Genomic DNA, 17,658 nt, shown 5'->3' on the forward strand with positions numbered 1-17,658 from the left:
AACGTGTTCTGGCGTGACCCGGACTGGGAAGGCAAGTTGCGCGCCCTGCTGCTGCCCAAGGTGCGCGGCGGCGTCGACGTCGGTGGGCGTGCCGGCCGGGGCAGCCCCGGTCTCCGGCGCCGAGGCGGGTCCGGCGGCCGGACCGGTGGGCGCGGCGGCCTTGCCGGAGAGCTTCTCGTAGGCCGAAACATTGTCGACGGCGGTACCATACGCGGCCAGCAGCGACGAGGCCGCCACGGTGCTGGCCACCAGGGCGGGCTCGCTGGGACCCATCACGGATTCCGGGGCGCGCAGCCGGGTCAGCGCCACCGGGGTGGGTGCGCCCTTCTCGTTCATGACGGTGATGACGGCCTCGCCGATGCCCGCCGTCGTCAGAGTCTCCTCCAGGTCGTAGTCGCTGACCGGGAAGGTCGAGACGGTGGCCTTGAGGGCCTTCGCGTCCTCCGGGGTGAAGGCCCGCAGGGCGTGCTGGACCCGGTTGGCGAGCTGGCCCAGGACGTCGGCGGGGACATCCTTCGGGGTCTGGGTGACGAAGAAGATGCCGACGCCCTTGGAGCGGATCAGCCGCACGGTGGTGGTGATGGCGTCGAGGAAGGCCTTGGAGGCGCCGTTGAAGAGCAGGTGCGCCTCGTCGAGGAAGAAGACCAGCTTCGGCTTGTCCAGGTCCCCGGCCTCGGGCAAGTCCTCGAACAGGTCCGCCAGCAGCCACATTAGGAAGGTGGAGAACAGCATCGGCTTGGTCTGCAGGGTGGGGAGCTCCAGGCAGGAGACCACGCCGCGGCCGTCGGGGGCGGTGCGGAGCAGTTCGGCAGTGTTGAACTCGGGCTCGCCGAAGAATTTCTCCATGCCCTGGGCCTCGAGGGTGATCAGTTCGCGGAGGATGACGCCGGCCGTGGCCTTGGAGAGCCCGCCGAGGTCCTGGAGGGCTTCCTTGCCCTCGTCAGAGGTGAGGAACTGGATGACCGCGCGGAGGTCCTTGAGGTCGATGAGTTCGAGGTTGTTCTTGTCCGCGAAATGGAACACCAGCTGCAGGCTGGATTCCTGGGTCTCGTTCAAATCCATGATCCGGGAGAGCAGGATCGGGCCGAAGGAGGTGACCGTGGCGCGGACCGGCACGCCGGCGCCGTCGCCGCCGAGGGCGAGGAATTCCACCGGGAAGGTCTTACCGGACCAGGGCTGGCCGATGCTGTCGGTGCGGGCCTTGAGTTTCTCGGAGCCGGTGGCCGCGGTGGCGAGGCCGGAGAGGTCGCCCTTGATGTCCGCGAGGAACACCGGTACCCCCGCGGTGGAGAGCTGTTCGGCCATCATGTGCAGTGTCACGGTCTTGCCGGTGCCGGTGGCTCCGGCCACCAGGCCGTGCCGGTTCATCATGGCCAGCGGCAGGCGGACCGGTGCTTCCTTGTGCAGCTCGCCGTCGACGATCGCTGCTCCCAGCTCAATCGTGGGACCCTCCAGGGTGTATCCCTTTTGGAGTGTGGCTACTTTATCTGCGGTGGATTTGATCGCCATGCGGCTAGCTTAGCCGGGTCCGGTTGCCCGGACCCGGCGTCGGCCGGAATTACTTTGCGTCGGTGAGCGCCTTGATGACTTCCTGGGCCACGTCCGCGCTGGACTGCGGGTTCTGGCCGCTGATCAGGTTGCCGTCCCGGATCACGTGGGAGGTCCAGGCTCCGCCGTTGTCCACGACGGCGCCCTTGTTCTTGAGCTCGTCCTCGACGAACCACGGGGTGTTCTCGCCGGTGCCGCCGCCGAGTTCCTCCTCGTTGGTGAAGACCGTGACGCGGCGGCCGGCGAAGGCGAAGGTGCCGTCGCCGTCGACCGCGCTGAGCAGGCCGGCGGGGCCGTGGCAGAACGGGGCGATGATCTTGCCGTCGTTGTTGGCCTGGGTCAGGAGCTTGCCGAGGGCGGCGTCCTGGTACAGGTCGGCCATCGGGCCGTGGCCGCCGGGCATGACCACGGCGTCGTAGCCGGAGAGGTCGACGTCGGCGAGCACCAGCGGGGAGGAGAGCTCGCCGTCGATCTTGTCCAGGTAGGAGCGGAAGCCGTCCGCGCGCTCCTGGCCGCCGGCCTGGTCCGCCTGCAGGCTGACCTGGTCCACGGTGGGCTTGGCGCCGCCGGGGGTGGCGATGTGGACGGTGTGGCCGGCCTTGATCAGCTCCTGGTGGGAGACGACGAGCTCCTCGGCCCAGAAACCGGTGGGGTGCTGGCTGCCGTCACGCATGGTGAGGGAATCGGCGGCGGATACGACCATCAGGATGTTGGCCATGGTGTGCTCCTGTTCTGCCGGGCGGACCCGGCGGTGGGGTTATGAGGGGGAGGGTGGTCTCTAGCGGGCGTCGTTGAGCTCGGCGAAGGTGGCGTCATCGAGGACGACTCCGGCGGCCGCGAGGTTTTCCTCGAGGTGCTTGACGGAACCGGTGCCGGGGATGGGCATCATCACGGGGGAGCGGCGCAGCAGCCAGGCCAGGGCCACCTGCGAGGTGGTGGCGCCGAGGCGCTTGGCGGCCTCGTCCAGCGGTCCGCCCGGCCGGGCGAGTTCGCCGGCGGAGATGGGGGCCCAGGGAATGAAGCCGATGCCCTTCTCCCCGGCGTAGTCGAGGACATCCTCGGAGCTGCGGTCGGTCAGGTTGTAACGGTTCTGCACGGTGGAAACGGTGAAGTGCTTGCCGGCCTGTTCCAGCTCGGCCACGCTGACCTGCGACAGGCCCAGGGCCTTGACCTTGCCCTCGTCAAGCAGCTCGCGGAGCACGCCGAACTGCTCCTCGGCGTCGACCTTGGGGTCGATCCGGTGCAGCTGCAGCAGGTCCAGGGCGTCGACCTTGAGCTTGCGCAGGCTCAGTTCCGTCTGCTGGCGCAGGTACTCCGGACGGCCGACGGGGATCCACTGGTCCGGCCCGGTGCGCGTGAAGCCCACTTTCGTGGCGATCTTCAGGCCCGCCGGGTACGGGTGCAGAGCCTCGGCCAGGATTTCCTCGCTGATGTTGGGGCCGTAGGAGTCGGCGGTGTCGATGAAGTCGACGCCGAGCTCGACGGCGCGGCGGACGACGGCGACGGCGGCGGCACGGTCGGCCGGCTCGCCCCACACGCCGTCGCCGACGATGCGCATGGCACCGAAGCCGAGCCGGTGCACGGTTCCGACGCCCGGCAGGTCGATCGTGGCGGATACTTCCTGGTGCTCTGTTGTCTCGTGGCTCATGGCAAGGCCAACACAGTAAGGGTGCTGAGTATTCCGCCGGTGTGGCGGCCGCAACGGAGATTGGCAGAAATAAGACGGGCACCGCCGTCGTTGCCACCTGTAGGCGCCCGGCCGCAGGACGGCCCGGCATTCCTCACACCGCACTTCCCACACTTTCCGCTACGAAAGGCCGGCTTTTCCGTGACTGTTCCGCTTTCCATCCTTGACCTCGCAATCATCGGCAAGGGCCAGACGGCGGCAGAGAGCTTCGCCGGCAGCGTTGCCATGGCGCAGCGGGCCGAGGAGCTGGGCTACCGCCGCATCTGGTACGCCGAGCACCACAACATGTCCACGATCGCCTCCTCCGCGACCAGCGTCCTGATCGCCCATGTGGCGTCGCAGACCAAGAGCATCCGGCTTGGCGCCGGCGGCGTCATGCTGCCGAACCACTCTCCGCTGACCATCGCCGAGCAGTTCGGCACCCTGGAGACGCTGCACCCGGGCCGGATCGACCTGGGCCTGGGCCGTGCCCCCGGCAGCGACCAGAACACCATGCGGGCGCTGCGCCGCGACCCGATGAGCGCCGACAGCTTCCCGCAGGACGTGCTGGAGCTGCAGGGCTACCTCACCGGCAACAGCCGGATCCAGGGCGTGGAGGCCATCCCGGGCAAGGGCACCAACGTCCCGCTGTACATCCTGGGCTCGTCCCTCTTCGGCGCCCGCCTGGCCGCGCAGCTGGGCCTGCCCTATGCGTTCGCCTCGCACTTCGCGCCGAACGCGCTGCAGGACGCCGTCGCCATCTACCGCCGCGAGTTCCGGCCCTCCGAGCAGCTGGACGCCCCGCACGTGATCGCCGCCGTGAACGTGATCGCCGCGGACTCCGCCTCCGACGCGCAGGAGATGCTCCAGGCCACCAAACGCGCCCGGGTGTCCCTGTTCTTCGGCAACGGCCGGGTCTTTAGCGACGATGAGGCGGACATGATCCTGGACTCCCCGCAGGGCCAGCACATGGCACAGATGATGAAGTACTCCGCCGTCGGCACCTCCGACGCTGTCATGGAGTACCTGGACGGCTTCACGAAGCACGCCGACGCCGACGAGCTGATCGTGGCGCACCAGAGCCCCCGGGTCGAGGACCGGCTGCGGTCCGTTGAACTGCTGGCCGAGGTCGCCGGGCTGGCCCGGGTCTAACCCTAGGCCTCCTCGAACGCCGGCTCGCGCCGGGCGCCCTCGGCCGCGGTGACCGGGAAGATGTGCGGGGGGTGGGTGAAGCCCGCCTTGTCGAAGGCCTCGAGCACGCCGCGGGCGACGGTCTCGGCGTCGGCGTCCCGGACCAGGGCGATGGCCGCCCCGCCGAACCCGCCGCCGGTCATCCGCGCGCCGATCGCCCCGAGGGACTGGGCGGTGGAGACCGCTAGGTCCAGTTCCGGGGTGGAGATCTCGAAGTCGTCCCGCATGGAGACGTGCGAGGCGTTCAGGAACGGGCCGATGGCGGCGGCGCCGTGGCTGCGCAGGGTGGCCACCGTGTCCAGGACCCGCTGGTTCTCGGTGATGATGTGCCGGACCCGGCGGAACGTCACCGGCTCCAGGGTGGCCTCGGCGCGGGGCAGGTCTTCCGGACCCAGGCCGCGCAGGCTGCGTACGCCCATCGCCTCCGCGCCCTCCTCGCAGGAGCGGCGGCGGCTGGCGTAGCCGCCGTCGGAGTGTGAGTGGCTGGTGCGGGTGTCGATGACCAGCAGGCCCACGCCGGCGGACTCGAACCCGAGCGGGACGATCTCGGTCACCAGGCTCTGGCAGTCCAGCAGGATGCCGTGGTCCGGTTCGCCCAGCAGCGAGGCGGACTGGTCCATGATGCCGGTGGGTGCCCCGACCACGCGGTTCTCCGCGAGCTGGCCGATCCGGGCGAGCTCCTGCCGGTCCAGGCCCGCGTCCCAGAGCTCGTTCAGGGCCAGTGCCACGGAACATTCGACCGCGGCGGAGGAGGAGAGGCCGGCGCCGGCGGGAACGTCGGAGGTGAGCGCAAGGTCCACGCCGGGCAGCTGCGCGACGTCGCGGCCTGCGCTCCGCAGCGCCTCCGCCATGGCCCAGGCGACGCCAAGGGGGTAGCCGGACCAGCCCTGCAGCGCGTCCGGGTCCAGGCCGTCGAGTCCGACGTCGACGACGCCGGGGAAGGAGTCGCTGGCCACCCGCAGCCGCCGGTCCTCCCGGCGGGACGCGGCGACGGCCGCGCGCTTCTCGATCGCGATGGGGAAGGCGAAGCCGTCGTTGTAGTCGGTGTGCTCGCCGATGAGGTTCACGCGGCCCGGGGCGGACCAGACCCCCTCGGGTTGGTGGCCGAACTGGCCGGCGAAGTAGTCGCGTCCCTGCTGGGAGAGTTCAGTCATGGCGGGTGGTTCTTCCTGCTACGTGGTGGGGATGCCGGTGGCGGCGTCGGCGGTGGCGATGGCCTCGCGCAGCCGGGCCGCGGCGGTTTCCGGGGGGATGTCAGCGATGAACGCGCCCATGGCGGCCTCCGACCCGGCCAGGTACTTCAGCTTGTTCTTCTCCCGCCGGGGCGAGGTCAGTTGCAGCATCAGCCGGATGTCGTCCCGGTGGGCGTTGACCGGGGCCTGGTGCCACGCCGAAATGTACGGGGTTGGCGTGTCGTACAGGGCATCGACGCCGCGCAGCAGCCGCCCGTAGAGGCCGGCGAATTCGTCGCGTTCGGCATCGGTGGTGGCGGCGAGGTCGGGGACGTGCCGGTGCGGGAGGATGTGGACCTCCAAGGGCCAGCGCGCCGCGAACGGCACGAACGCCGTCCAGTGCTCACCCTGCAGCAGCACCCGCTCGGAGTTCTGTTCGAAGGCGAGGATGTCCTCGAAGAGGGAGCCCTCGTAGTCCGCCAGGGTGCGGATCAGCTGGGAGGTGCGGGGGGTGATGTACGGGTAGGCGTAGATCTGGCCGTGCGGGTGGTGCAGGGTCACGCCGATCGCCTCGCCGCGGTTTTCGAACGGGAAGACCTGTTCGACGCCGGGGAGCGCGGAGAGCGCGGAGGTGCGGTCCGCCCAGGCTTCCACCACGGTCCGCATCCGGGACCGGGACAGGCGGGCGAGGGACCCGGTGTGCTCGGGGGAGAAGCAGACCACCTCGCAGCGGCCCACCGCCTGCCGGCTGCGGCCCAGGCCGATCCGGGCCAGGTCCTCCAGCCCTTCGGGGGCGTCCGGGCCGGTGAGGGCCGGGCCGAAGGAGGGGGACTTGTTCTCGAAGACGGCGACGTCGTAGCGGCTGGGGATCTCGGAGGGGTTGTCCCGCGACGCCGGGGCCAGCGGGTCCCGGTGGGTGGGCGGCAGGACCACGCGGTTCTGCCGGGCCGCCGCGATGGAGATCCACTCGCCGGTCAGCACGTCCTGTCGCATGGCGGCGGTTTCCGGCCGGTCCATGGGTTCGCGCAGGTCCGGGCCGCGGTCCGGCGGCAGCGTGGTGTCCGCGTCGTCGAAGTAGATCAGGTCCCGCCCGTCGGAGAGCTTGTAGGCGCGTTTGGTGATCTGTTCCATGCTAGGAGTTCCTTACCGGGGTGCCGCTGTGGGGTGCGCCGCCGCCGGCCCGGCGGACGGACAGGAGCACGCCGTGCTCCGGGTTCAGGACCGGCATCGGCAGGCCCGATCCGGCCAGGAAACGTCCGGCGGCCTCCACGCCGCCGGCCAGCCAGCCCGGCGGTGCGGTCTGGAGGTAGGCGCCGCGGTCAGTCGCGGCGGGGTAGACCGCCTCGACCCGGTACCGGGTGTCCGGGTCCAGGCCCGGCAGGCACACCCGGCCGGGGGTCTCGGCGAACGAGGTGGCCACGGACACCAAGGCGAACAGGGCCTCCCCGCCGTCGTGCGCCACCACCCCGTGCAGCCGCAGCGCCGGGTCCGGTTCGTCCGCCCGGACCATCCGGCCGCTGTGCAGCAGCCCCCGGTACTCCTTGAACAGGGCGATCGCCCCGGCCAGTTCGTCCCGCTCGGCGGTTGCGAGGTGCCGGATGTCCCATTCCAGGCCGAAGTGGCCGAACATGGCGGTGACCGCGCGGAAGGACAGGTCGTGGGTGCGGGCCGTGGTGTGGCTGCGGGTGGGACCGATGTGGGAGCCCACCAGCTCGGGCGGGACCACCATCCCGGTCCAGCGCTGGATGGTCTGGCGCTCCAGGGCGTCGTTGCAGTCCGATCCCCAGACCCGGTCGGTGCGTTCCAGGATGCCCAGGTCCACGCGGGCGCCGCCGGAGGAGCAGCTTTCGATCTCCACATCCGGGTGGGCCGCGCGCAGGGCGTCCAGCAGCCGGTAGACCGCGCGGGTCTGGGCGTGGACGGAGGGCCGGCCGTCGTGTCCCATCTCGGTCAGGTCCCGGTTCTGGTCCCACTTGAGGTAACTGATCCGGTTCCCGCTCAGCAGGGCGTGGAGCCGGTCGTAGATGTACTGCCAAGCCTCGGGGTTCACCAGGTCCAGGACCTGCTGGTGCCGCCAGCGCTCGGGCAGCCGGCCGGCCGGACCGTTTCCGGAACCGCCGGTGGCGGGTCCGGCGATCCAGTCGGCGTGCGCGCGGGCCAGGTCAGAGTCCTCGTTGACCATTTCCGGTTCCACCCAGAGACCAAATTCCATGCCGTGTCCGGTGACGGCGTCGATCAGCGGGGTCAGCCCGTCCGGCCAGAGATCCTCGTCCACGTACCAGTCGCCAAGGCCCGCGGTGTCGTTCCGGCGGCCGCGGAACCAGCCGTCGTCGAGGACGTAGCGTTCCACGCCGAGCGCGGCGGCGGTGGCGGCAAGGTCCAGCAGGGCCGGCAGCCGGTGGTCGAAGTAGACGGCCTCCCAGACGTTGAGCACCACGGGCCGGGGCTTGCCGGCGGTGGGGTGGTGCGGGCGGGCGCGGAACCAGGCGTAGAACGCGGCGGTGATGCCGTCCAGGCCGGCGTCGGAGTAGGCGGCGAACAACCACGGGGTCTCGTAGCTCTCACCCGGGGCGAGGGTGACCTCGGACGATCCGAGGAGCTCGGAGGCGCCGATCACGGTGCGGCCGTCGCCGGTGGTGTCCACGAAGCTCTCGTGGTTGCCGCTCCAGCCCAGGTGCACGGCCCAGACCTGCCCGTGCCGGTAGCCGAAGCCGGGGGTGCCGGCGGCCAGGAGCAGCGAGGCGTCGTGGCCGGTGCGGCCGTGCCGGCCGGAGCGGACCCAGGTGCCCTGGTGCAGGGGGAGCCGCTGCGGGTGGGATTCCCGGCACCAGCGGCCGGTGAGGTCCAGGACCTCCGCGGCCGCGCGGCCCACGGGCAGCACCGCGGCAAGTTCCTCCACGGTGTAGGGGGAGCCGCCGTCGTTGACCAGGGTGTGGCGCAGCTGCAGCAGCCCGCCGTCGTTGAGCCGGAGTTCGGTGCGCACGGTGATTCCTGCGTCCGGGTCGGCCTGGGTGAGGACCGCGGAGGCGTCGTCGCCGGGGCCGGCGTCCACGGAGACCAGCCGCAGCCGGGGCGAGAACGCGGTGCCCCCGCGGTGGCCGCGCAGGCCGGGCCGGCCGCGCCAGCCGGAGGAGGCCTGCGGGACCAGGCCCAGGGTCACCGGCACGTCCAGGGCCGAGTGCGGCACCGGGTCCGTCAGGAGCGTCAGGTCCGGCAGCTCAGGGCCGAGGTCCGCGCCGAAGTGCAGCAGGGCAGGCTCGCCGGTGCGGAAGTCCAGCAGCAGGGCGGTGCCGGAGCGGCGCAGGTACAGCGGCGCGGGCGCCGCCGGAGTGGCCGGGGTCCGGCTCTCCGGGGCAAGGTTCAGGTCCGGGTTGTTCACTGCAGCTCCAGGCGTCGTCAGGTTCGGGGATTTAGGGGGAGGGCGTCGGGTAGGGGATGGGGGGAGCGGCTCAGCCGGTGGCCGCGCCGGCGGTGTGCGTGGGGGCCAGCCGCAACCGGCCCACGCGCTCGCCGAGGATGCGCCGGGCCTCGATGCCCAGGAGGTCGTCGCTGATCAGTTCGTCGGCGTCCTCGAGGGCGGCAATGGTGCTGATGCCCAGGGTGCCCCACTTGGTGTGGTCGGCCAGGACCACCACCCGCCGGGCCGCGGCCACGAAGGCCCGGTCCGTTTCGGCTTCCAGCACATTCGGCGTGGTGAACCCGGCATCCGGGTCCACCCCGTGGACGCCCAGGAAGAGCACGTCCAGGTGCAGCTGCCGGAGCGAGGAAGTGGCCAGCGGCCCCACCAGGGCGTCCGAGGGGGTGCGCTGGCCCCCGGTGAGGATCACCGTGGACGGGGAGGAACTCTGGTGGAACGTGTCCGCGATCCGCACCGAATTGGTCACCAGGGTGATCTGCGGCCCGGCCGTGAGCAGCTGCGCCAGCGCCCAGGTGGTGGTGCCGGCGCTGAGGCCCACCGCCATCCCCTCCCGGACCTGGGCCGCCGCCTCCTGGGCGATGGCCATCTTTTCGTCCTTGAGCTGGGTCATTTTCAGCTCGAAACCCGGCTCGTGGGTGCTGGCCCCGCCGGGGAGCTTCGCGCCGCCGTGGATCTTCTCCACCGCGCCGGCCGCGTCGAGGGCCTCGATGTCCCGCCGCACCGTCATCAGCGAGACGCCCAGCATCTTGGCGAGGTCCGCGACGCGGACGATCCGCTCGCGCTGAACCTCGGCGAGGATGGCTGAGTGACGGGCTGCGGCGAGCATCGGGAGTCCTTCTATGCGTTGTCGGGTGAAGTGGCCGGCGGGTGCGGCTACTGCCGGGAGGTGGAACGGACGACGGCGACGCCTCCGGCCGGGAGCCCCAGGCCGCCGTCGAGCCCGGCGTCGGCCAGGACGTCGTAGCCTTCCAGCGGCAGGTGCACGTCCCGGTCAGAGTGGTTGATGCAGAACGTCCAGTGCGTGCCGTCCTTGGCCCGGCGGACCACCTCGACGTCGGCCGGGAGGTCCGGGACCAGGGGAGCGACGCCGGCGTCGGGGCAGACGACGGCGAGCAGTTCCCGCAGCCCCTCGGGGGTAAGGGTGGTGGCGGCGTAGTAGGCCCGTCCCTTGCCGGCGACGTTGCGGGTCACCGCGGGGGATCCGGCCGCCGGGCCGTGGGCGACGGCGGAGAGTACGTCGGCGGTGGTGGCGTGGCCCAGTTCGTTCCAGTACGTGCCGGCGCCGAAGCGGCTGAGCGGGACGCTCTCGCCGGCGCGGAGCGGGAAGAATTCCTCCATCTGCACGCCGAGCAGTTCGCGGAACGCGCCGGGGTAGCCGCCAAGCCTGATGTGGTCATTTTCGTCCACGATACCGGAGAAGTAGGACACCACCAGGTGGCCGCCGGCGCGGACGAAGCCGTCCAGGTTGGCGGCGCCCTCGTCGGTGATGAGGTACTGCATAGGGGCGATGACCAGCCGGTAGCCGGAGAGGTCGTCGGTGCTGCGGACGAAGTCGGTGGGGATCCCGACCCGGTAGAAGGCGTCGTGCCAGCGGCGGGTCTCGGCGATGTTGGAGGCGTCCACGCTGGGGTGCGAGTCGAGTTCCGAGGCCCAGCGGGCGTCGGTGTCGTGCACGATCGCGACGTCCACCCGGCCGGAGGCTCCGGTGACGGTGGAGCCGGCGATCTCGGCCAGGCTGCGCAGGGCCTGGCCGAGCCGGACCACCTCGCGCCAGACCTTGGTCTCCGTCCCGGCGTGCGGTAGCAGGCCGGAGTGGAACTTTTCGGCCCCGGCGCGGGAGGCGCGCCACTGGAAGAACAGGGCGCCGTCGGAGCCGCGGGCCACGTGCTGCATCGAGTTGCGCAGCATTTCTCCGGGCGCCTTGGCGATGTTGCGCGGCTGCCAGTTGACCGCCGACGTCGAGTGTTCCATCAGCAGCCAGGGCTTGCCTTGCGCCCAGCCGCGGGTGAGGTCCGCCGTCGCCGCGAGCTCCTGGTAGTTCCGCAGGTCTTCGGCGATCAGGTAGTGGTCGTTGGAGACCACGTCCATCTGCTCGGACCAGCGCCAGTAGTCCACCGGCTGGTGCAGGCCCATGTTGAAGCCCATGAAGTTGGTGGTGACCGGGTGCTCCGAGTGGGAGCGGATGATCTCCGCCTCGGCCTTGTAGCACTCGAGCAGTTCGTCGGAGGAGTACCGGGCGAAGTCCAGCTGCTGGGTGGGGTTGACCCAGGTCCCGGAGGTACGCGGCGGCAGGATCTCCTCCCAGTCGTAATAGCGCTGGGACCAGAACGCGGTGCCCCAGGCGGCGTTGAGCCCGTCCAGGGTGCCGTAGCGGTTCTTCAGCCAGACCCTGAAACCGGCGGCGGCGCCGTCGGAGTAGTCGGGCTGGTTGTGGCAGCCGTACTCGTTGTGCACGTGCCACATGACGACGGCGGGGTGGTCCTTGTAACGGGTGGCGATCTGCTCGGTCAGGGCGGCGGCGGCGCGGCGGTAGTCCGGGCTGGAGGCGGCGAACGCCTGCCGGGAACCGTAGCTGTGCCGCACGCCGTCGGCCGTCACGGGCAGGGACTCCGGGTATTTGTGGCTGAACCACGGCGGCGGGGAGGCAGTGGCGTTGGCCAGGTCCACCCGGATGCCGTTCTCGTGCAGCAGGTCCAGGACCCGGTCCAGCCAGCCGAACTCGTACTCGCCCTCGGAGGGCTCCAGCAGGGACCAGCTGAAGATGCCGACGCTGACCAGGTTCACGCCGGCCTCGCGCATCAGGGCGACGTCCTCGGCCCAGGTCTCCTCCGGCCACTGCTCCGGGTTGTAGTCGCCGCCGAAGGCCAGCTGCGGGGCGCCCTCGGAGCCGAGGCGGGCGGTGATGTAGTCCATCGAGGCCCTGGGGGGCTTGGTGCTTTTGTCCACAATTATCCTTTGCTGGAGCCGAGGGTCAGGCCGGCTACGAAGTGCCGCTGGAGCAGGAGGTAGATCACCAGGGCGGGGATGGCAGTGATCATGGCGCCGGCGGCGATGAGGTTGTAGTTGGAGAGGAACTGGCCCTGCAGGTTGTTCACGGCGGTGGTCAGGGGCAGCCGGTCACCGCTCTGCAGGAACAGCAGCGGCCAGAAGAAGTCGTTGTAGATGAAGATGACTTCCAGAGTGCCCATGGCGGCCAGGGCCGGCCGGCACAGCGGGAGGATGATTTCCCAGTACTGGCGCCAGATGCCGGCGCCGTCCACCAGGGCGGCCTCGGTCAGTTCCGGGGAGAGGGCCTTCATGTAGTTCGAGAGCACGAAGGTCACGAAGCCGATCTGGAAGGCGGTGTCCACGGCGATCACGCTGATGTAGGTGTTGAGCAGGCTGCCGGAGTCGCTGACGCTGTAGGGCAGCGGGAGGAGCTTGAACATCTCGAACAGCGGGGCGGCGAGGACCTGCGGGGGGAGCAGGTTGCCGGCGGTGAACATGATCAGCAGGGTGACGTTGAATTTCCAGCTGACCCGGCTGACCGCGAACGCCATCATGGAGGCGAAGAAGAGCACCAGGATGACGGAGGGGATGGTGATCAGGGCCGAGTTCCAGGCGTACTGGGCGAAGCCGCCCTGGGTCCAGGCCTGGACGAAGTTGTCGAAGTTGAAGGACCCGCCGAAGCTGAAGTAGCCGTACTTGTCCGTGTCCGCCTTCGGCCGGAGTGCGGTGAAGACGGTCCAGGCCAGGGGGATCAGCCACATCACCGCGAGCACGCTCAGGAAGATGTGGAGGCCGAAGCGGGGCTTGTTGCGCTTGCCGGCGCTCTGGCTCCCGGTTCCGGCGGCGGCGCCGCGCCGTGACGGTGCCCGGCCCGCCGGGCGTGCGTCCGTAGGCTGTGCGATGCTCATGCCTCTTTGTCCTTTCCAAAGGCCCGGGACAGGTAGAACGTGATGGGTACCAGCGAGATGACCAGCAGGATGACGGCCAGGGCCGAGCCGACGCCGATCACCTGGCCCTCGCCGACGAGGTTCTGGATCACCAGGGCGCTGATCAGTTCCAGGCCGTTGGTACCGCGGTTGATGACGTAGACGATGTCGAAGGCCCGGAGGGATTCGATCACGGTGATGACGATGATGATGACGTTGACCGGACGCATCGCCGGGAAGATGACCCGGAAGAAGGTCTGCACGGCGTTGGCGCCGTCGATCTGGGCCGCCTCGCGGAGCGTGGGGTCCACACCCTTGAGGCCGGCCAGGTAGAGGATCATGACGTAGCCGGCGTGGCGCCAGGTCGCGGCGATCAGCGCGGCCCAGATGTTCACGCCGGAGTCACCGAACCAGTCGACGGCCTGGGGCGTGCCGGCGGTGCCGAGCAGGAAGTTCAACAGACCGTTGTCCCGGTTGTAGAACAGCTGCCAGATGACGCCGATCAGGGCCAGGGAGAGCATCACCGGGGTGAAGAAGATGCTCTGGTAGATCCTGGTGCCGCGGATGTTCTGGTCCAGCAGGATGGCCAGCAGAAGCCCCAGCGGGGTGGCGATCACGGCCAGGAACACCAGCCACAGCACGTTGTGCTGCACGGCCGGCCAGAACGGCGGGTAGTTCTGGGCGATGAAGTCGTAGTTGCTGACGCCCGCCGGCTTGATGTCGTCCAGGCTCAGGCCGTTCCACCGGGTGAAGGACAGGGCCGCCGAAAGCAGCGTGGGGATCCAGACCAGAACCAGCTGGATCAGGGTGGGAAGTCCCACCATGAAGGCCAGGATCCACTTGTCGCGGCCGGAAAGGCGGCGGACCCGCCCCGCCCGGGCAGCGGCTGGACGCCGTGCCCCGGCGGGGCTCGTTTTGGATGGTGTACTCACAAGAACATTTCCTTAGTGCCGATGAAAGGGCCCTGGCAGCGCTACTGCGCGGCGTAGAGGGACTTGGCCTGGGCTTCCAGGTTCTTGACGTCCACGGTGCCGTCCTTGATGAAGGACTGCAGCGCGGGGATCATGACGTTGTTCGCCATGGCCGGGAGCGCGTCACGGTCGAAGAACTGGCTGATGCTCTTGGCGTTGGTGATCACGTCCGCCATCTTCTTGGTCAGCGGCGTGAACTTCGAGGTGTCCGAGCCCTTGGCCGTGGCGATGTTGGAGCTGTCCACGGAGGCGTAGACGTCCTGGCCCTCGGGGGTGCCGAGGTAGGCGAGGAAGTCCTTGGCCGACTGGTTCTGGCCGCCCTTCTTGGAGAGCAGGAGGCCGTCGATGGGGGCTTCGACGGCGTCGCGGCCTTCCATCGCCAGTTCCGGGAAGGGGAAGAAGTCGATGTCCGCGGCCACGGTCTTGTCCGTGTACTGCTGGGTAAGGAAGGAGCCGAGCAGGTACATGCCGGACTTCTTGTCGCCCAGGTTCTTGGCGGAGTCCTGCCAGGTCATGCCAAGGGCGTTCGGGTTCTGGAACGGCAGCATGGCCTTCCAGGTGTCGAAGACGTCACTGACCTTCTTCTGGTCCCAGGATTCCTTGTGCGCGGTCAGGTCCATGTGGAACTGGTAGCCGTTCAGGCGCATGTTCAGGTAGTCGAAGGTGCCCATGGCCGGCCAGCCGTCCTTGTCGGCGAATTCGATCGGGATGAGCCCGTCCGCCTGCATCTTCTTGCACAGGGCCAGGAGGGCGTCGTACGTGGTGGGGACCTCGTAGCCCTTCTCGGCCCAGAGGCTCTTCCGGTAGAAGAAGCCCCACGGGTAGTTGTAGTTCGGGACGAAGTACATCTTGCCGTCGGCGCCGGTGGACGCCTTCTTCATGGCGTCCGAGTAGTTGCCGCCGATCTTCTCCCAGACGTCGTCGATCGGGGCGAGCAGGCCCTTGCCGGCGTAGTACTGCATGCGGTAGCCGGCGAACCAGGTGAAGGTGTCGTCCGGGCTGCCCTGCAGGTAGGTGTTGATCTTGTTCTGGAAGTCGTTGTGCGGAACCGTGTTGGTGGTGACGGCGATGCCGGACTTCTTGGTGAACGCGTCGGTGACGGCCTTGTACGCGGCCTTGGGCACCTCGTCGGACGAACCGGAACCGAAGGTGACCGTCTTGTTGCCGCTGGCGGCGGGTCCGCTGCCGCCGGTGCAGGCGCTGAGCAGGGGCACCCCGGCGAAGGCGACGGCGCCGGCACCGAACGTCTTCAGCAGCGTCCGGCGGTCCCACCCGCCCTGGCTGGAGGCCCGGCGCAGAGCGTCTTCGTGCATGGTCATGATTTCTCCTTTGAAACAGTGCGGGTGGTGTGAAGCAGCTCACATGATTATTCATCATAATCGCACAATAAAGAACGTCAACAGGCAAAAAAGCACATTTTGTTACGCGCTGGGAACATGCTGAAGGTCCGCCCGGAGTAAGCACGGGACGGTGAAGGGTGCGCTACCGGGTTAGCGGCCGAGGTGCCGGACCGACGCGACGGCGCCGAGCTTGTCCGGATTGCGCACCAAATACAGCCCGGTGACGTGCCCGCCGTTGACCTCGATCACGACGGCGAGGTCCGCGCGGCCGCCGCTGGAGATGACGATCGCGGGCATCGCGTTCAGGAGTGCGGGCTCCACCCGCATGTCCGGGAGCGGCTTGCCTGCGAGGCCGAGCAGGAAGCGGGCAATGTTTTCCGCGCCCACCACCGGGCGGCGGGCGGCCGAGACCTTGCCCCCGCCGTCGGAGAGCAGGACGGCGCCGGGGGCCAGGACGTCCATGAGGGCCTGCACGTCGCCGCCCATCGCGGCGGCGATGAAGCGGTCAGTGACGTCCTTCCGGTCCCGGGCATCGACGTCGTAGCGCGGGGTGCGCCGGGCCACGTGTTCCTTGGCGCGGTGGACCAATTGGCGGACCGCGGCCGGCGTCTTGCCCGTCGCCCCGGCGATCTCCTCGTAAGGAGTGTCGAAGACCTCCCGGAGGATGAAGGCGGCCCGCTGGTCCGGGGAGAGGCTTTCAAGCACCACGAGCATGGCGAAGGAGAGCGAGTCGGCGAGGACCGCGTCGTCCGCGACATCCGGGAGGGTGGCCACCGGCTCCGGCAGCCACGGTCCGACATAGTCCTCGCGCCGCCGCGCGCTCCGCAGGGCGTTCAGCGCCTGGCGGGTGACGATGGTGGCCAGGTACGCCCGGGGGTTGTCGATGCCGTCCGGATCCACGGCGGACCACTTCAGGTAGCTCTCCTGGAGTACGTCCTCGGCGTCCGCGGCCGTACCGGTGATCTCGTAGGCGATGGTGAACAGCAGCGGGCGGTATTCGGCGAAGGTCCGGTGGCTGTCCATGGCGTTACCGCACCCCGGCGGTGTGTTCGGGCAGCGCCGCCTTCGGCCCGCGGGGCCAGCTGAAGGAGCCGGGCCGGCGGGACTCGACCCGGAGCCAGGACACCGTCATCCGGCACACCTGTTCCTTGGCCAGCGCGGCCAGCGGGCCGCGGAGCACCGGACCGCGGGGGTGGTCCCCGGCGGTGACGGGCTGGATGAGGCCGGCGCCGCGGCCCAGGCTGATGCAGCGGAGCAGGTAGCCGGCGGACGCCGGGGAGGGCCCGCCGCCGTCGAGGTGGGCGGCGATGCCGTCGGCGGCCTGGGCGCCCAGCGGCAGCGCCGACGCGCAGCTCATCCGTAGGTGCAGGCCCTCCGGACCGGCGACCTTGGCGGCGTCGCCGGCGCCGAAGATGCCCGGGTGGTCCGGGCAGGCGAGGGAGGAATCAACCAGGAGCCGGCCGTGCGGGTCGGTGGGCAGGCCGCTGTCCCTCGCCAGGGGCGGCACCGCGAAGCCGGCCGCCCGGACGGTGCAGGCCGAGGGCAGGACCGCGCCGGCGGAGGTGGTGAGGGTGGACTCGTCGCAGGACCGCACGTCGGTATTCTCCACCACCTCGACGTCGAGCCGGGCCAGCCGGGCCCGGACCGCACGCGCGCCGGAGGGCGTCAGGTCCCCGCCCACCACCCCGCGGGTCATCAGGCGCAGGCGCAGGCGCAGGTGCCGGTGGCTTTCGGCGATTTCGGTCACCAGCTCGAGCCCGGTCAGCCCGGCACCCACCACGCTGACGGTGCTGCCGGGGGCCAGACTGCGCAGCCGGGACCGGAGCCGGGCGGCCGAAGGGGCGTCCTGGACACCGAAGCCGCAGCCGGCGTCGTCCCCGGTGCCGGGTGCGGCCGGGGCGTGGCCGCTGCCGACGGCGTACAGCAGCGCGTCGTAGGCCAGGGGAGCCGGGCTGCCGGCGAGGTGTACCAGCCGCCGGGCCGGGTCGATCCGCACCACACTGTCGACTGTCAGTTCCACCGCCGGGTTCAGGAGGGACCCGAGCGGAACGGCGGCCGAGGCCCTGGCCCCGGCGGCCACCTGGTGGAGCCGGATCCGCTCGATGAAGTCCGCCGCCGGGTTGACCACGGTGACCCGCGCCGCCGGGGAGCGGCCGGCGAGCCGGTTGGCGGCCATGACGCCGGCGTAGCCGGCCCCGAGGATGAGAACGCGCTGTGCTGCCATGTCTAACTCCTGTCCGAAGAACCGTTGTTACACACCAGACACCGCCGGCGCCCCGGGTGTGACAGCCGGGCGGTTATTCGCAGGCGATGCCGTCGCCGTCGCGGTCCAGCTTGCTGCTGTACCCCGGCTGGCCGCGGCGGAGGGGAGCGGCGCCGGCGGCCCGCACGGCCGCGCAGTTGGCGTAGTATGCGGCGGCGGGGGCCGCGGGGACGAC

The 17,658-nt window shown here is 70.1% G+C and carries 15 protein-coding genes; 1 reads left to right on the forward strand and 14 read right to left on the reverse strand.

What is annotated here, in order from left to right; all coding sequences use genetic code 11:
* The 3 genes from AB0305_RS19505 to AB0305_RS19515 all read right to left on the reverse strand — a co-directional run.
* Positions 1-1,509, reverse strand: a 1,509-nt coding sequence (locus AB0305_RS19505; protein WP_366173708.1) for a helicase HerA-like domain-containing protein, incomplete at its 3' end; no start/stop codon positions are given.
* Positions 1,510-1,558: 49 nt separating this feature from the next.
* On the reverse strand, positions 1,559-2,266 hold the full coding sequence (locus tag AB0305_RS19510) for a type 1 glutamine amidotransferase domain-containing protein (RefSeq protein WP_364134594.1): 708 nt from the start codon (positions 2,264-2,266) through the stop codon (positions 1,559-1,561).
* Positions 2,267-2,326: 60 nt separating this feature from the next.
* On the reverse strand, positions 2,327-3,196 hold the full coding sequence (locus AB0305_RS19515) for an aldo/keto reductase (RefSeq protein ID WP_290256451.1): 870 nt from the start codon (positions 3,194-3,196) through the stop codon (positions 2,327-2,329).
* 180 nt (positions 3,197-3,376) lie between these two features.
* Here AB0305_RS19515 and AB0305_RS19520 point away from each other — a divergent pair, with 180 nt between their 5' ends.
* Positions 3,377-4,366 carry an LLM class flavin-dependent oxidoreductase gene (locus tag AB0305_RS19520; RefSeq protein WP_364134591.1) on the forward strand — a complete coding sequence of 330 codons (990 nt, stop codon included), beginning with the start codon at positions 3,377-3,379 and terminating at the stop codon, positions 4,364-4,366.
* A gap of 2 nt (positions 4,367-4,368) precedes the next feature.
* Here AB0305_RS19520 and galK read toward each other — a convergent pair whose 3' ends face one another.
* The 11 genes from galK to AB0305_RS19575 all read right to left on the reverse strand — a co-directional run.
* The gene (gene galK / locus AB0305_RS19525) at positions 4,369-5,559 is read right to left on the reverse strand and encodes a galactokinase (protein WP_364134588.1); all 1,191 of its coding nucleotides are present in this window, start codon (positions 5,557-5,559) and stop codon (positions 4,369-4,371) included.
* A gap of 18 nt (positions 5,560-5,577) precedes the next feature.
* On the reverse strand, positions 5,578-6,708 hold the full coding sequence (galT, locus tag AB0305_RS19530; RefSeq protein WP_364134585.1) for a galactose-1-phosphate uridylyltransferase: 1,131 nt from the start codon (positions 6,706-6,708) through the stop codon (positions 5,578-5,580).
* A gap of 1 nt (position 6,709) precedes the next feature.
* Positions 6,710-8,941 carry an alpha-galactosidase gene (locus tag AB0305_RS19535; RefSeq protein ID WP_364134702.1) on the reverse strand — a complete coding sequence of 744 codons (2,232 nt, stop codon included), beginning with the start codon at positions 8,939-8,941 and terminating at the stop codon, positions 6,710-6,712.
* A gap of 85 nt (positions 8,942-9,026) precedes the next feature.
* Positions 9,027-9,821 (reverse strand): DeoR/GlpR family DNA-binding transcription regulator, encoded by a 795-nt coding sequence (locus AB0305_RS19540; RefSeq protein ID WP_290256447.1) that lies wholly within the window; start codon positions 9,819-9,821, stop codon positions 9,027-9,029.
* Positions 9,822-9,868: 47 nt separating this feature from the next.
* Positions 9,869-11,941 carry a beta-galactosidase gene (locus tag AB0305_RS19545; RefSeq protein WP_364134581.1) on the reverse strand — a complete coding sequence of 691 codons (2,073 nt, stop codon included), beginning with the start codon at positions 11,939-11,941 and terminating at the stop codon, positions 9,869-9,871.
* A gap of 2 nt (positions 11,942-11,943) precedes the next feature.
* Positions 11,944-12,891 carry a carbohydrate ABC transporter permease gene (locus AB0305_RS19550; RefSeq protein WP_364134578.1) on the reverse strand — a complete coding sequence of 316 codons (948 nt, stop codon included), beginning with the start codon at positions 12,889-12,891 and terminating at the stop codon, positions 11,944-11,946.
* Complete coding sequence (locus AB0305_RS19555) at positions 12,888-13,841, reverse strand: sugar ABC transporter permease (protein ID WP_290256444.1); 954 nt, start codon at positions 13,839-13,841, stop codon at positions 12,888-12,890. The genes AB0305_RS19550 and AB0305_RS19555 overlap by 4 nt, the downstream gene beginning before the upstream one ends.
* Before the next feature lie 41 nt (positions 13,842-13,882).
* A complete protein-coding gene (locus AB0305_RS19560; RefSeq protein WP_364134574.1) occupies positions 13,883-15,199 on the reverse strand; it encodes an ABC transporter substrate-binding protein in 1,317 nt (438 codons plus the stop codon).
* A gap of 171 nt (positions 15,200-15,370) precedes the next feature.
* Positions 15,371-16,243, reverse strand: a complete 873-nt coding sequence (locus AB0305_RS19565) for an RNA polymerase sigma-70 factor (RefSeq protein ID WP_364134571.1) — start codon at positions 16,241-16,243, stop codon at positions 15,371-15,373.
* Positions 16,244-16,247: 4 nt separating this feature from the next.
* Positions 16,248-17,444, reverse strand: a complete 1,197-nt coding sequence (locus tag AB0305_RS19570) for an FAD-dependent oxidoreductase (RefSeq protein WP_364134568.1) — start codon at positions 17,442-17,444, stop codon at positions 16,248-16,250.
* Between the two features lie 73 nt (positions 17,445-17,517).
* Positions 17,518-17,658: excalibur calcium-binding domain-containing protein (locus AB0305_RS19575; protein WP_366173713.1), on the reverse strand; the 141-nt coding region annotated here is incomplete at its 5' end.

The organism is Arthrobacter sp. NPDC080086 (assembly GCF_040702285.1).

Excerpts from the sequence above, each read along its gene's own strand:
- AB0305_RS19510 (WP_364134594.1), bottom strand. The coding sequence starts at position 2,266 with ATGGCCAACATCCTGATGGTCGTATCCGCCGCCGATTCCCTCACCATG.
- AB0305_RS19515 (WP_290256451.1), bottom strand. The coding sequence starts at position 3,196 with ATGAGCCACGAGACAACAGAGCACCAGGAAGTATCCGCCACGATCGAC.
- galK (WP_364134588.1), bottom strand. The coding sequence starts at position 5,559 with ATGACTGAACTCTCCCAGCAGGGACGCGACTACTTCGCCGGCCAGTTC.
- galT (WP_364134585.1), bottom strand. The coding sequence starts at position 6,708 with ATGGAACAGATCACCAAACGCGCCTACAAGCTCTCCGACGGGCGGGAC.
- AB0305_RS19540 (WP_290256447.1), bottom strand. The coding sequence starts at position 9,821 with ATGCTCGCCGCAGCCCGTCACTCAGCCATCCTCGCCGAGGTTCAGCGC.
- AB0305_RS19550 (WP_364134578.1), bottom strand. The coding sequence starts at position 12,891 with ATGAGCATCGCACAGCCTACGGACGCACGCCCGGCGGGCCGGGCACCG.
- AB0305_RS19560 (WP_364134574.1), bottom strand. The coding sequence starts at position 15,199 with ATGACCATGCACGAAGACGCTCTGCGCCGGGCCTCCAGCCAGGGCGGG.
- AB0305_RS19565 (WP_364134571.1), bottom strand. The coding sequence starts at position 16,243 with ATGGACAGCCACCGGACCTTCGCCGAATACCGCCCGCTGCTGTTCACC.
- AB0305_RS19570 (WP_364134568.1), bottom strand. The coding sequence starts at position 17,444 with ATGGCAGCACAGCGCGTTCTCATCCTCGGGGCCGGCTACGCCGGCGTC.